Source organism: Lelliottia sp. JS-SCA-14, from assembly GCF_035593345.1.
Classification (GTDB): domain Bacteria; phylum Pseudomonadota; class Gammaproteobacteria; order Enterobacterales; family Enterobacteriaceae; genus Enterobacter; species Enterobacter wanjuensis.
This window is the reverse complement of sequence record NZ_CP141606.1, coordinates 3,015,002-3,028,088: the sequence shown is the minus strand read 5'-3', so window position 1 is coordinate 3,028,088 and position 13,087 is coordinate 3,015,002. Positions and strand designations below refer to the sequence as shown.

Here is a 13,087-nt window from a genome sequence, read left to right as displayed (position 1 = left end):
CACTTAACAGATATTATACGCAAACGGTTAGTGATTTAATTATTCAATAAAAATAGCTACTTAGGTCGAGGGTGGGTTATCCGAGGAAGTAATCAAAAAGTTAACGTTGTTTATATTATTGTGAACACGACACCCTAATATCAATAACACCAATGTAGTAATAATGTTATTGAAGGGATTAAATAGTTTTTTAACTAACGTAATAACTTTCGTAACTAAAAATATCGTTATATTAATACCATGACATCGGCAAAAAAATTAACCAGAAACATAATCCGATAAAGAATTCTCAGATTTCAATTTTAAAGTTTGGAGTTTCTATTATGAGCACTAACGAACGAATTCTTAGTCCTTTCACATTACCGAATGGTACCGAACTCAAAAACCGTCTGTTAATGGCACCGATGACCACCTGTACCGGGTATTACGATGGTACGGTGACCAGCGAGCTGGTGGAATACTACCGCGCCCGCTCCGGCAGCATCGGCACCATCATCGTTGAATGCTGCTTTGTCGACGATCTGGGCCTGGCATTCCCTGGTGCCATCGGCATCGACAACGACGAGAAAATTGCCGGGCTGGCAAAAATTGCCGACGCCATCAAATCCAAAGGCTCAAAAGCGCTGCTGCAGATCTACCACGGTGGCCGCATGGTCGACCCGAAACTGATCGGCGGTCGTATTCCGGTCGGCCCAAGCGCTGTGGCCGCTCCGCGCGACGGCGCCGCCACGCCGGTGGCGTTAACCACTGAAGAAGTCGAAGGCATGATCGGCAAGTTCGGTGAAGCGGTTCGCCGTGCGATTCAGGCCGGCTTCGACGGCGTCGAAATTCACGGCGCAAACACCTATCTGATTCAGCAGTTCTACTCCCCGAACTCCAACCAGCGCGACGACGAGTGGGGCGGGAGCCGCGACAACCGCGCTAAATTCCCGCTGGCAGTACTGGAAATCACCCACAAAATGGTTCGCCAGTACGCGGACGACGCCTTCATTATCGGCTATCGCTTCTCACCGGAAGAGATGGAAGTCCCGGGCATCCGTTTCGACGACACCATGTACCTGCTGGAAAAACTGGCCGCCCGCGGTCTGGACTACCTGCACTTCTCCGTTGGCGCAACGCTGCGCCCGTCCATCGTCGATACGCAAGATCCAACCCCACTCATCGAGAAATATTGCGCCATGCGTTCTGAAACGCTCGCGCAAATTCCGGTGATGGGCGTGGGTGGCGTGGTGAATGCTTCTGACGTTAACGAAGCCCTGGACCACGGTTACGATCTGATTGCCGTGGGCCGCGCGACGATCGCTTATCCGGACTGGACCGACCGCATCGGCTCCGGCGAAACCCTGGAGCTGTTCATGGACAGCACCCAGCGCGAAGCGCTGAACATCCCTGAACCGCTGTGGCGTTTCTCGCTGGTGGAAGCGATGATCCGCGACATGAGCATGGGCGAATCAAAATTCAAAGCGGGCGTGTTTGCTGAAACCGTCCAGGACGACAGCAACGAGCTGGTGATCAACGTCAGCCTTGAAACCGATCGTATCGCCGATATCGAACTGGCGTCCGGCCCGACGCAGGACGTGGAGTTTGTCGCAAGCTTCGAAGAGATCCGCAGCCGCATTCTCGACGCCAACACCCCGCACGTGGACGCCATCACCGGCGCGACCAGCCAGAGCGAAGCGGTGAAAAAAGCCGTATCCAAAGCGATGGTCAAATCCAGCAAAGTACTGGCGGCGGAAGAGGGCGTGGACCCGAACGCTGCCAGACAGTTTGACGTGGTGGTTGTCGGTTCCGGAGGCGCAGGTCTGGCGGCGGCGATTCAGGCGCACGACGAAGGGGCCAGCGTCCTGATCGTGGAGAAAATGCCAACCATCGGCGGGAACACCATTAAAGCTTCTGCCGGGATGAACGCGGCAGAAACCCGCTTCCAGCGCGTACAAGGCATCCAGGACAGCAAAGAGCTGTTCTACCAGGAATCCCTGAAAGGCGGCCACAATAAGAACAACCCGGAACTGCTGCGTCGCTTTGTCGAAAACGCGCCAGAAGCGATTGAATGGCTGGCGACTCGCGGGATCATGCTCAACGGCATCACCACCACCGGTGGGATGAGCATCGAACGTACGCACCGTCCAAAAGATGGCTCTGCGGTGGGCGGATATCTCATCAGCGGCCTGGTGCGTAACGTCACCAAACGCAACATCGACGTGATGCTCGATACTTCCGTCAGCGACATTATTTTTGAAAACGGCGAAGTGACCGGGGTGCGTCTGACCACCGAAGAGAACGAAACGGTGATCGTTTCAACGCGCAGCGTGATCATGGCGACCGGCGGTTTCAGCGCCAACAGCAGCATGGTCGTCAAATATCGCCCGGATCTGGATGGTTTTGTGACCACTAACCACAAAGGTGCCACCGGCGGCGGTATCGCGCTGCTGGAACGTCTCGGTGCGGCGACCGTGGATATGGGTGAAATTCAGATCCACCCAACCGTGGAGCAGAACACTTCGTACCTGATTTCCGAGTCCATCCGTGGCGGCGGCGCAATCCTGGTGAGCCAGAAGGGCAGCCGTTTCTTCAACGAAATGGAGACCCGCGACAAAGTCTCAGCGCAGATCATCGCCCTGCCGGAGAAATACGCCTACATCGTGTTTGATGAGCACATTCGCGCGAAAAACAAAGCGGCGGATGAGTACATCGCCAAAGGTCTGGTGACCAGCGCCAGCTCGCCAGAAGCGCTGGCCGAAACCTTAGGGATGGATAAACAGACCTTCCTCGACACCCTGGAGCGCTACAACGGGTTTGTGGCAAAACAGCACGACGATGATTTTGGTCGCACCACCGCGCTGCGTGCGCCGATCAACGAAGGCCCGTTCCACGCAATTCGGATCGCCCCTGGGGTACACCACACCATGGGCGGCGTGACCATCAACACCGACACCTGCGTGCTGAACAGCGACAAACAGATCATTCCAGGCGCCTTCGCGGCGGGTGAAGTGGTCGGCGGCATCCACGGTGGGAACCGTATCGGCGGTAACGCCGTGGCAGATATCATTATTTTTGGTACCCTTGCCGGACACCAGGCGGCGATGCGCGCAAAACAGTAGTATCAATGCCCGGCGCTTGCCGGGCACGGTTTTGTAGGCCGGATAAGCGCAGCGCCATCCGGCAATTTAACCGAGGAGCTTTGCCATGTCTGACGACCATCGCGTCTACAGCTACACCGCCACCCTGATGGGCTCCCCCATTCTTCTGAAACTCTTCTCGAACAACGAAGTGCTCGCCTCGCGGGTGTTTCGCCTCATCAAACAGTACGAAGATCTGCTCACCGTCAACCGCGCGCCCTCGCAGGTAATGGACATCAACTACGCCGCCGGAAAACACCCGGTCAGCGTCAGTCGTCCGGTGTATGAACTGATCCGCGTCGCCAAAGCTGCGAGCCTGCTCGAGAACAGCGCCTTCAACCTGGCGATTGGCCCGCTGGTGAAGCGCTGGAAGATTGGTTTTCAGGGCGACAGCGTCCCGCCCGCCGATGAGATCGCGGCGCTACTGGCGATCACCGATCCGGCGGAAGTTGTGCTCAACGACGCCGCCAGCAGCGTGTTCCTGACCCAACCGGGCATGGAGATCGATCTCGGTGCCATCGCCAAAGGCTATATCGCCGATCGGGTGCGGGATTACCTGCGTAAAGAGGGCGAAACTCTCGGGCTGATTAACCTCGGGGGCAATATTCAGACGCTGGGCGCGCCGGAAGGGGGCTGGTCTTTAGGAATCAAAACGCCGTTCGGCGGGCCTGACGAACTGATCGGCACGCTGAATGTGGAGAATAAATCGGTCGTTACCTCGGGCACTTACGAACGCTTCTTTGAACGCGACGGCAAGCGGTACCACCACATTCTCAACCCGCGCAGCGGCTATCCGCTGGATAACGAACTCGACAGTGTGACCATTATCTCGACGAACTCCATCGACGGGGATATCTGGACCACGCTGATTTACGGGATGGGCGTGGAGAAGGGCTGTGCCGCGCTGCGCGCGCGGCCTGATATCGAAGCGGTCTTCGTCACCAAAAGCAAAGAGGTGGTGGTCTCCTCAATGCAGCATTTCCGCTTTACGCTTCTGGATAACCGCTACCGCCTTACTGGCAATACTGCCTGAGCAGCCCGACCTGTTCCGGCTGCAAACGGTAGCGATACACCGGGCGTCCGGTAGCCCCGTAGTGAATGCTGGTGAACAGGATAGTGATCTGCGCCAGCCAAATCAGATATTTACGGCAGGAGACGCGGGAAATACTGACCGCGTTCGCCAGGTCATCGGTCGAAAACTCCGCGTCAGGATGGGCATCAATCCACTGGCAAATGGTGCGCAGGGTCTGCGGCGTTAAGCCTTTCGGCAGACGCTTGCTGTCCGCCAGCTCCGGCGCGCCGCCGTGGAGCAAACGATCCACATCCGCCTGCTCATAATATTGATGTGCGCCCATCAGCTGCTTCTTCTCCTTCCAGCCGTTCAGCGCCTCTTCAAAGCGCGGGAACTGGAAAGGCTTGATCAAATAATCCACCACCCCGTAGTGCATCGAGGTCTGAATGGTGGTCGCGTCCGACGCCGATGAAATCATGATCACATCAATCGGGCGACCGGATGCGCGGATAATAGGCAGCAGATCCAGCCCGTTATCCTGCTGCATATAGACATCGAGCAGCACCAGGTCGACAGGCTGGGCGGGATTGTTAATCACCGCTTCGGCCTGATTCAGCGTAGAGGCCACGCCGCAGCAGCTAAATCCCTCAACCCGGTTCACGTACAGACGGTTAAGGTCGGCCACCATGGCATCATCATCGACAATTAAGACATTTATCACGCGATTTTCCTCTCGCTATCCCAGGGGATCTGTACAAAAAATTGAGTAAATACGCCAGGCTCGGATTCGACGGCAATCTCACCGCCCAGTTTTTCGAGCTGCTGGCGAGCAAGGAAAAGCCCCACGCCGCGGTTTTCACCTTTGGTGGAAAAGCCCTTCGTAAAAATATGTTCCAGTCGTTCAGGCGCAATGCCCGGACCGTCGTCGCTGATTTCACAGCTTAGCCAGCCGTTCTGATAATGCATCAGCAGGCCGACTTCGCCCTCGGGCTGGCCGGTCATGGCGTCCAGCGCGTTTTCGATCAGATTGCCGAGGACGGTAATCAGCACCGTCACCTGCTCGGTATTCGGCGTGTCCGGCACCAGACACTCTTCCGCCAGCGTCAGGGTAAAACCGGCTTCCTTGGCGCGGTTGATTTTGCCGAGCAGGAACCCGGCAATCACCGGTGATTTAATTTTATGCTGAATCGCGCCGATATCGGTCTGATAATTCTGCGCGGTCTGAATGACATACTCCTCGAGCTTGTCATAGCGCTTCATGTGCAGCAGGCCGAGGATCACATGCAGTTTATTCATAAATTCATGGGAGTGAGTGCGCAGGGCGTCGACATAGCTCACCATGCCATCCATTCGCTGCATCAATTCCCGCACTTCAGTTTTGTCACGGAAGGTGCTGATCGCACCAATGACCGCGCTCTGGCTTCTGACCGGGAAGGTGTTGCACAGCAGCAGACGCCCGTTGCAGTCGATCTCCTGATCCTGCAAGGCTTTGCCGGTCTGCGAGACGCGGCGCAGAGAGGCGAGCATCGGCATGTGCCGCGGCTCGTCCGTATTGCCCGCAGGCAGGAGGAGGATCTGGCGGGCGGCGTGGTTAATCATCGTGACGCGCCCCTCGCTGTCGACGGCAATGACGCCTTCTTTCAGGGATTGCAGCATCGCCTGACGCTGTTCAAACAGGGTGGAGATTTCATAGGGCTCCAGCCCGAACAAAATCCGCTTCAGAAGATGCACCAGCCCCCAGGTCCCCAGCGTGCCCATCAGCGCGCTGAAGAGTATCGCCCAGATGGCGCCCCAGCGGCTGCGACTGATCTGTTCATCCACTTTGTTAAGCGAAATCCCAATCGCGACCACGCCAATCTGCTGGTGCTGATCGTTATAAACCGGAGTGAAGACACGTAAGGCTTCGGCCAGTACGCCGTGGTTGACCGCCACATTTTCCTTCCCTTCCAGCGCCGGTCTGATGTCTTCCCCGATAAAGCGTTTGCCGAGCAGGGTGTTATTCGGGTGAGAGTAGCGCACGCCCTGCATATTGGTGACGACGGCGAAGAGCAGATCGTTGCGGCGGGTGACGGCATCGGCGACGGACTGAATAGGGCTGTTTTCAGGTGAGTGCTGTAAGCCGCGTTTGACATCGGGGCTATCGGCAAGCGTACGGGCAATCGCCAGGGCGGTATCTTTCACGCCGTCGCGCGTGGCGCGGGTGACCTGCACAAAATAGAGCGCAAAAATCACCAGTAACACCGACCCCATCACGCCGCACACCATCAGGGTGACCAGAGTGTTGAGTTTCATCGGGCGCTTGCGCGTCGTGGCTAAAGGCTGCAAATCGCTCATCGAAACCCCGTGGATAATTAGAAAGGGGTAATTATCGCTGATGATGGCGCTTTCTTAAAGCGATGTAAAAGCTGACGAATGCTGCTCTTTTCGTGACCCCCCTCGCAGGTCATCCATATAAAACACTTTATAGTGTGGGGGAATTCATAACAAGGAGGCAGTTTATGAGCGTTAAGCTGAACGGTTTGGTCACGGAGAGACGCCACGCGGAAACGGCGGATATCGACAGGTTGTCGACCCTGGACATGCTCAATGTGATTCATCAGGATGATAAATGCATTACCGACTCCATCACTCCCTTTTTACCTGTCATCGCCCGCGTGGTGGATAACGCCGCGGCCACTCTGAGCCACGGCGGACGGCTGTTTATTGTCGGCGCCGGGCCGTCTGGTCGCGCAGCGCTGCATGCGGCGCTGGAGTACGCCCCGGGCAAACATCCGGTCATTGGGCTTGATGCCGGAGACGGCGCGGGAAATTACGATCGCGGGGTGGCCGATCTGCAGGCCATGAATTTTGGCGAGCACGACATGATGCTCGCGCTCTCCGTCAGCGGCAAAACGCCGTGGGTCTGGGGGGCGATGCGCCACGCCTGGTCCCTGAGTTCACCGGTTGCCATCATTACCAGCGATGAACAGAGCGAAGCCGCGCAGCTGGCGAGCATGATTATCGCGCCACAAACTGGACCAGATGTGGTGGCGGGCTTTAACAACGCCAAAGCGGGCATGGCGCAAAAACTGATCCTCAATATGATTGCGACGGGACTCGCCGTCCGCACCGGTCGGGTTTACAGCAATATGCGCGTGGACCTGGAAGCGAAAAGCATCAAGTGGGCCGAACGGCAGATCGCGATTGTGATGGAGGCGGGCGGCTGCACGCGCACGGTTGCCAAAGCGGCGCTGGAAAGCTGCAACCACCACTGCAAAACCGCCGTGCTAACGGTGATGACCGGTCTGGACGCCTGGCAGGCGCGTGAATTACTGGAGCAGAATAACGGGTTTATTCGCGTGGCGTTGCAGGAAGCGCCGTAACCCTTGAGCTTGTGAACAAAAAGGCCGCAGATGCGGCCTTTGGTGTTTTCGAGATTCTGATTTTTACTTGCGTCCGATCAACTTAAGATAAATCCCTCGACCTTTACCGTCGCATGACGACGCAAAGAGTGCCAAAATGTGACTTTATTCACACTTTTGAGCTCGCAATGTGAGAGCGGTAACGCCATTACCGCGGCAGTAAAGGTTAAACATGGAACAGAACAACTCGCGTGGCCTGGGAGGCAAACTCGCCCTGTGGGCGTTTTACACATTTTGCGGATACTTTGTCTGGGCGATGCTCCGCTATCTGTGGGTGGTCAGCAAAATTCCCTCCGCGCCGAATATGGTCGTCGAGGGCGATTTAGGATCGACCAGCGGGAAGTGGCTCGGGGCGTTTCTCGGGTTCCTGGTGCTGGGCTCGGTGGGCGGCATTCTGGGCGCTATCGCCTGGTACACGCGCCCGCGCGACAACAACGAGTGATTGGCTTGCGGAAAGTTGTTAAGGTGAGCGTTTCGTAAAGGAGAGATCATGGAACTTGCTCACTGGCCGCAACGCTTCGAAGCCTGGCTAACGGAACATCACGAAACCGATGACGCGGCGCATGACATTTCACATTTCCGCCGCGTGTGGATGACCGCGCAGCGGATGATGGTGGGGCAAGCCGTCGACGCGCTGGTGGTCCTCACGGCCTGTTATTTCCATGACATCGTCAGCCTGCCTAAAAATCATCCCCAACGCAGCCACTCTTCAAAGCTTGCGGCGCGCAAAACCCGGCAGATCCTCACGGACGATTTCCCGGATTTCCCCAAAGCAAGCATTCCTGCGGTTGAACACGCCATCGAAGCGCACAGCTTCAGCGCGGGAATCGCGCCGCAGACTCTTGAGGCCAAAATTGTTCAGGACGCGGACCGGCTGGAGGCCCTCGGCGCGATCGGTCTGGCGCGCGTCTTCGCCGTATCGGGTTCACTGGGTGTGGCGCTGTTCGATGCCAACGATCCCTTTGCCGATGCGCGCGACTTAAACGACAAACAGTTTGCCCTCGACCATTTCCAGACCAAACTGCTGCGCCTTCCGGAGACCATGCAGACCGGGATGGGCCGCGAGCTGGCCCGTCACAACGCCAGCTTTTTAGTGCAGTTTATGGCGAAATTGAGCGCCGAGCTGCAGGGCGATTGTCTCGGGATAGATACGCAGGCGCTGCGCCGATTCCAGCGCGATGTGTAAAGCGGAACTATGGTAATCTGTCCTCAGTCTCTTTTGCCCGGTTAAAGGTATGCAGGAAAAACGATCAGTGATAGCGCCCGCACTTCTGCTGGCAGAGAAATCCACGGCCACGGTGCAGGCGTTATTGAGCAAACTGCTGACCATCTATGATGCGAAAACCCTGGTCAATGAGCTGAATGCGCAAGGTGAAAGCCACTGGAGCCCGGCGATCCTCAAACGACTGGTTACCAGCGACAGGGCAGGGCACCGCCTGAGCGAGCGGGAATTTACTTACCTGCAAAACCTGCTTCCGCGCCCACCGGCCATTCATCCCAATTATGCTTTCCGCTTTGTCGATCTGTTTGCCGGTATCGGCGGGATCCGCAACGGTTTTGAGGCCATCGGCGGCCAGTGCGTGTTTACCAGCGAATGGAACAAACACGCGGTGCGCACCTACAAAGCCAACTGGTACTGCGATCCGCACACGCATCATTTCAACGAAGATATCCGCGACGTCACCCTAAGCCACAAACCTGGCGTCAGCGACGACGAGGCGGCGGAGCACATCCGACAAAATATTCCTCAGCATGATGTGTTGCTCGCGGGCTTCCCGTGCCAGCCGTTCTCGCTGGCGGGCGTGTCGAAAAAGAACGCCCTCGGCCGCGCTCACGGTTTCGCCTGCGATACGCAGGGCACGCTGTTTTTTGACGTGGTGCGGATCATCGACGCCCGTCGACCGCCAATTTTTGTGCTGGAAAACGTCAAAAACCTCAAAAGCCACGATGGCGGCAAAACCTTCCGCATCATCATGCAAACGCTGGATGAACTGGGCTATGACGTGTCCGATTCGCAGGACATGGGCGCGGACGATCCCAAGATTATCGACGGCAAACACTTCCTGCCGCAGCACCGGGAACGCATTGTGCTGGTGGGCTTCCGCCGCGATCTGAACCTGAAGGGCAACTTCACGCTGCGCGGTATTCCGTCGCTCTATCCCGCGCATCGACCTTCCATTGCCGAGCTGCTCGAACCGGTGGTGGACGCCAAATTTATCCTCACGCCGGTGCTGTGGAAATACCTTTACCGCTATGCCAAAAAACATCAGGCGAAGGGCAACGGCTTCGGGTTTGGCATGGTCGACCCGACTAATCCGCACAGCGTCACTCGCACGCTGTCGGCCCGCTATTACAAAGACGGTGCCGAAATCCTGATCGACAGAGGCTGGGATAAAGCGCTGGGCGAAGTGAATTTCGACGACCCGAACAATCAGCAACATCGCCCGCGCCGCTTAACGCCGCGCGAGTGCGCGCGTCTGATGGGCTTCGAATCGCCGCAGGGCTATCGCTTCCGCATTCCGGTGTCGGATACCCAGGCCTATCGCCAGTTTGGCAACTCCGTGGTGGTGCCGGCCTTTGCGGCGGTGGCAAAACTGCTCGAATCGCGGATCAAACAGGCCGTCAAACTGCGTCTGGGCGAGGCCGTCAATGACGGATGTGCACAGTAAGGCGACGCGCAGTAAAAACATGCGTGCCATCGGCACGCGTGACACCGCGATTGAAAAACGGCTGGCGGGGCTGCTAACCCAGAGCGGTTTTGCGTTTCGCGCGCAGGATGCGGCGCTGGCCGGCCGCCCCGATTTTATCCTCGACGATTATCGCTGCATCATCTTCACCCACGGCTGTTTCTGGCACCATCACGACTGTTATCTGTTTAAAGTCCCGGCGACGCGCACCGAGTTCTGGCTGGAAAAAATCGGTAAGAACGTGACGCGCGACCAGCGGGATATCACCACGCTGATGGCGCAGGGTTGGCGGGTGCTGATTGTCTGGGAGTGTGCGCTGCGGGGCAGGTTAAAGCTTGATGACGCTGCGCTGATTGAGCGGCTGGAAGAGTGGATCTGCGGCGGTGGTCAAACCGCGCAGATCGACACCACGGGGATTCGGCCCGTTTAATGTGGACGTATTTCTCTTCCAGCGCGCAGGCGATATTCCCAATAACATTGTGATACTAAGGAAGTTTTTGTTAAATTCCGTGCACAAGGCTAACGGGCAGGAATATCGGAATTATGATGAGCTGATCACCGATTTGCGAAAAAATGGACATGGATGGTGGCTGCTTGGCGCAAACCGCCAATGGCATGGCGGTATTCACATTGGAAGCTATTTCCTGTCTGTTCGGGGAATAACCGACAAGTAACATAATAAGATATGTGACTTACGATGACTCCAATTGCTTCATTCATATCAACACCTCATATCTCTATAGGCTGCGTTGCTTTTTAATATAAGAATAGAAACACCGATAGAAATAAAAACAATTAATGGGACTATAACATATGCAAGAAGTGTCCAGATAGATGGATGGCTATTACCTTCTGAGAAGGTTATATAATAAAACAGTATAGAGAATATAAAAAACAATCCAGCCATGAATGCAGGTAAAACAGGATTCTGCCAGTTTCCCCAGGTAAGATTGCTCGGAATAGTGGTTCTCTGGGAAGAGAGCGCTGTTATGCCAAATTTGTTTTTTTCTGAGGTCGCAACCAACTGCTCACCCTGAGCGTATTTCACCGCATCCGCAGCCAACGCCAACGTAAGCCACCGATATCCGGCACTTTTTTCACCCAGCGACGCATCCACATCCAGCCTGTCCGCTGCCAGCCCTTTTTGGTCCAGAGCCTGCATTAACGGATACTTCTCGGTACGGGATAACCCTGTAACCACCACTCTCTCATCACGCAGCTCCCGCAACAGGCAGGGTGCTTTTGATTTCGCAACCGCACGCAGCGTGACACCCATCCACCACAACCCCCCGGCCGTTCATGGTCCAGGTCGGATGGCATTCATTGATCGGGAACGTCCCTTTATGTTCCGGGCACGTCACCTGATCGTTTTTCAGGGCTACGGGTTTACCCATAAAGTCCGCACCTGACGCTTTAATCACTTTTCCACCGCTCACCAGTGGATCGTTCAGTCGAATTACGCCTTTCATCGTTTTTATCTCCTTATCGTCCTGCATCCATATCACAACGCATGTGATCCCAGCCGGTGTAGCCCTTCACTTCTGGAGTTTTGTCTGGGAGATCCTGATAGTTTGATTCATGACGAACTACCTTCCCCTCCAGACCTTCTTTGGTAAAATAAATCAGCCCCCAGGCCCACCCAGGATACTCTGGAGTTATTTCATCAGGCTCACCACTATCTAAACGATATTTAATACCCGGACCGCCTGGGAGAATACGCGGGTCATCAAACGGCTTTGACGACATATACAGCCGGTGTTTGGTCTGCAAAAAAGCTTGATCGTTAACGACTGTGAAAGACACTGCATCTTCTCTTGGTGGCCTGTTATCGCCATTTGGCTCATTTTCGCCAGGAGAAAAACCAACTCCTTCCCATGTTTGCCCATAGTCTTTAGAAACCATAAACCCATCCACCTCCCAGTTTGGGATAGCGATATAACGCTGAGATGGATGTTCGAACTTTTTGGGAAATATCCGGTAAAACTGGAAAAATGGCTGAGAGTGGATACCTTTTTGCGTGTCCGTATACCAGAGTTCACCTTCACAGTCCCAGCCTTTCAGCTCAAGATATCGATGGTCATCAAACCGATAAACTACCTGCGTTAGTGGCGCCTTCGCCTGGCATCCGGCCACCAGCAAAATACTGGTGGCTGCCAGACCTATACATAGTCCTCTCATGGCCTATTTCCCTAAGTCCATGTCACAGCGCATATGATCCCAGCCGGTGTAACCCTTCACTTCTGGAGTTTTGTCTGGGAGATCTTTCCAGCTGGTTTGAAGCTCCTGAATAGTGCCCTTCAACCCTTGCCTAGTCATATAAATCAATCCCCAGGCCCATCCGGCGGAACCAGACTGAATATCTCCCTTTACCCCATCTTCAAGTTCGTAATGGATCCCCGGACCACCGGGGAGAATACGCGGGTCATCAAACGGCTTTGACGACATATACAGCCGGTGTTTGGTCTGCAAAAAACCCTGATCGCCAACGACAGTAAAAGAGAGGATGTCATCGTAAGGTGGTCGGTTGTCACCATTTGGCTCATTTTCTCCCGGCGAATAGTGAGCCCCGCTCCAGGTTTTCCCGTAATCTTTTGAAACTGTAAATCCTCCCCCCCACGACGAAATTGCCATATAGCGTTCGGAAGGATGAATGAATTTCTTGGTAAATATCCGATAAAACTGGCTCCATACCTGACTATGGATACCTTTTTGCGTGTCCGTATACCAGAGTTCACCGTCGCAGTCCCAGCCCTTCAGTTCCAAAGAGCGATGGTCATCAAATCGGTAAACCACCTGCGTTGGCGGCTCCTTTGCCTCACAATTCACGGCCACCAACAGTGCTGCAAGCGCTAAATAAAGTCCCTTCAT

Annotated in this window: 13 protein-coding genes; 7 read left to right on the top strand and 6 right to left on the bottom strand. The window is 55.4% G+C overall.

Translation table 11 applies throughout. The features are described from left to right. Positions 1-323 precede the first annotated feature (323 nt). Positions 324-3,101: a flavocytochrome c gene (locus U9O48_RS14230; protein WP_324722688.1), complete on the top strand. Its 2,778-nt coding sequence runs from the start codon at positions 324-326 to the stop codon at positions 3,099-3,101. Between the two features lie 85 nt (positions 3,102-3,186). After that, the gene (locus U9O48_RS14225) at positions 3,187-4,152 is read left to right on the top strand and encodes an FAD:protein FMN transferase (RefSeq protein ID WP_324722687.1); all 966 of its coding nucleotides are present in this window, start codon (positions 3,187-3,189) and stop codon (positions 4,150-4,152) included. On the opposite strand, the gene dcuR is transcribed toward U9O48_RS14225, so the two are convergent. Both dcuR and U9O48_RS14215 read right to left on the bottom strand, forming a co-directional pair. After that, positions 4,133-4,852 carry a two-component system response regulator DcuR gene (gene dcuR, locus U9O48_RS14220; RefSeq protein ID WP_282495376.1) on the bottom strand — a complete coding sequence of 240 codons (720 nt, stop codon included), beginning with the start codon at positions 4,850-4,852 and terminating at the stop codon, positions 4,133-4,135. The two genes, U9O48_RS14225 and dcuR, sit on opposite strands and share 20 nt — an antisense overlap. After that, positions 4,849-6,465, bottom strand: coding sequence for a sensor histidine kinase (locus U9O48_RS14215; protein ID WP_285144161.1), 1,617 nt, complete (start codon positions 6,463-6,465; stop codon positions 4,849-4,851). The genes dcuR and U9O48_RS14215 overlap by 4 nt, the downstream gene beginning before the upstream one ends. 164 nt (positions 6,466-6,629) lie before the next feature. Here U9O48_RS14215 and U9O48_RS14210 point away from each other — a divergent pair, with 164 nt between their 5' ends. The 5 genes from U9O48_RS14210 (at position 6,630) to U9O48_RS14190 (ending at position 10,649) form a co-directional block, all read left to right on the top strand. Then, positions 6,630-7,493, top strand: a complete 864-nt coding sequence (locus tag U9O48_RS14210) for an N-acetylmuramic acid 6-phosphate etherase (RefSeq protein ID WP_324722686.1) — start codon at positions 6,630-6,632, stop codon at positions 7,491-7,493. Between the two features lie 211 nt (positions 7,494-7,704). Further along, positions 7,705-7,974 (top strand): cell division protein DrpB, encoded by a 270-nt coding sequence (drpB, locus tag U9O48_RS14205; protein WP_282495379.1) that lies wholly within the window; start codon positions 7,705-7,707, stop codon positions 7,972-7,974. A gap of 48 nt (positions 7,975-8,022) precedes the next feature. Then, entirely contained in the window at positions 8,023-8,718 is a 696-nt protein-coding gene (locus U9O48_RS14200; protein ID WP_324722685.1) for a phosphohydrolase, read from the top strand. 49 nt (positions 8,719-8,767) lie between these two features. Then, complete coding sequence (locus tag U9O48_RS14195; protein WP_324722684.1) at positions 8,768-10,201, top strand: DNA cytosine methyltransferase; 1,434 nt, start codon at positions 8,768-8,770, stop codon at positions 10,199-10,201. After that, a complete protein-coding gene (locus U9O48_RS14190; RefSeq protein ID WP_324722683.1) occupies positions 10,182-10,649 on the top strand; it encodes a very short patch repair endonuclease in 468 nt (155 codons plus the stop codon). The genes U9O48_RS14195 and U9O48_RS14190 overlap by 20 nt, the downstream gene beginning before the upstream one ends. 291 nt (positions 10,650-10,940) lie before the next feature. Here U9O48_RS14190 and U9O48_RS14185 read toward each other — a convergent pair whose 3' ends face one another. Genes U9O48_RS14185 through U9O48_RS14170 form a run of 4 tightly spaced genes read right to left on the bottom strand, consistent with a single transcriptional unit; the run spans position 10,941 to position 13,087 of the window. Further along, entirely contained in the window at positions 10,941-11,495 is a 555-nt protein-coding gene (locus U9O48_RS14185; RefSeq protein WP_324722682.1) for a hypothetical protein, read from the bottom strand. Beyond that, positions 11,431-11,688 (bottom strand): PAAR domain-containing protein, encoded by a 258-nt coding sequence (locus tag U9O48_RS14180; RefSeq protein WP_285144168.1) that lies wholly within the window; start codon positions 11,686-11,688, stop codon positions 11,431-11,433. The genes U9O48_RS14185 and U9O48_RS14180 overlap by 65 nt, the downstream gene beginning before the upstream one ends. Positions 11,689-11,701: 13 nt before the next feature. Continuing rightward, positions 11,702-12,397: a hypothetical protein gene (locus U9O48_RS14175; protein ID WP_285149407.1), complete on the bottom strand. Its 696-nt coding sequence runs from the start codon at positions 12,395-12,397 to the stop codon at positions 11,702-11,704. A 3-nt stretch (positions 12,398-12,400) separates the two neighbouring features. Further along, positions 12,401-13,087, bottom strand: a complete 687-nt coding sequence (locus tag U9O48_RS14170; protein WP_285149408.1) for a hypothetical protein — start codon at positions 13,085-13,087, stop codon at positions 12,401-12,403.

Coding starts and splice junctions, on each gene's coding strand:
- U9O48_RS14200 (WP_324722685.1), top strand. CDS start 8,023: ATGGAACTTGCTCACTGGCCGCAACGCTTCGAAGCCTGGCTAACGGAA.
- drpB (WP_282495379.1), top strand. CDS start 7,705: ATGGAACAGAACAACTCGCGTGGCCTGGGAGGCAAACTCGCCCTGTGG.
- U9O48_RS14185 (WP_324722682.1), bottom strand. CDS start 11,495: ATGGGTGTCACGCTGCGTGCGGTTGCGAAATCAAAAGCACCCTGCCTG.
- U9O48_RS14210 (WP_324722686.1), top strand. CDS start 6,630: ATGAGCGTTAAGCTGAACGGTTTGGTCACGGAGAGACGCCACGCGGAA.
- U9O48_RS14215 (WP_285144161.1), bottom strand. CDS start 6,465: ATGAGCGATTTGCAGCCTTTAGCCACGACGCGCAAGCGCCCGATGAAA.
- U9O48_RS14190 (WP_324722683.1), top strand. CDS start 10,182: ATGACGGATGTGCACAGTAAGGCGACGCGCAGTAAAAACATGCGTGCC.
- U9O48_RS14195 (WP_324722684.1), top strand. CDS start 8,768: ATGCAGGAAAAACGATCAGTGATAGCGCCCGCACTTCTGCTGGCAGAG.
- U9O48_RS14170 (WP_285149408.1), bottom strand. CDS start 13,087: ATGAAGGGACTTTATTTAGCGCTTGCAGCACTGTTGGTGGCCGTGAAT.
- U9O48_RS14225 (WP_324722687.1), top strand. CDS start 3,187: ATGTCTGACGACCATCGCGTCTACAGCTACACCGCCACCCTGATGGGC.
- U9O48_RS14230 (WP_324722688.1), top strand. CDS start 324: ATGAGCACTAACGAACGAATTCTTAGTCCTTTCACATTACCGAATGGT.
- U9O48_RS14175 (WP_285149407.1), bottom strand. CDS start 12,397: ATGAGAGGACTATGTATAGGTCTGGCAGCCACCAGTATTTTGCTGGTG.
- U9O48_RS14180 (WP_285144168.1), bottom strand. CDS start 11,688: ATGAAAGGCGTAATTCGACTGAACGATCCACTGGTGAGCGGTGGAAAA.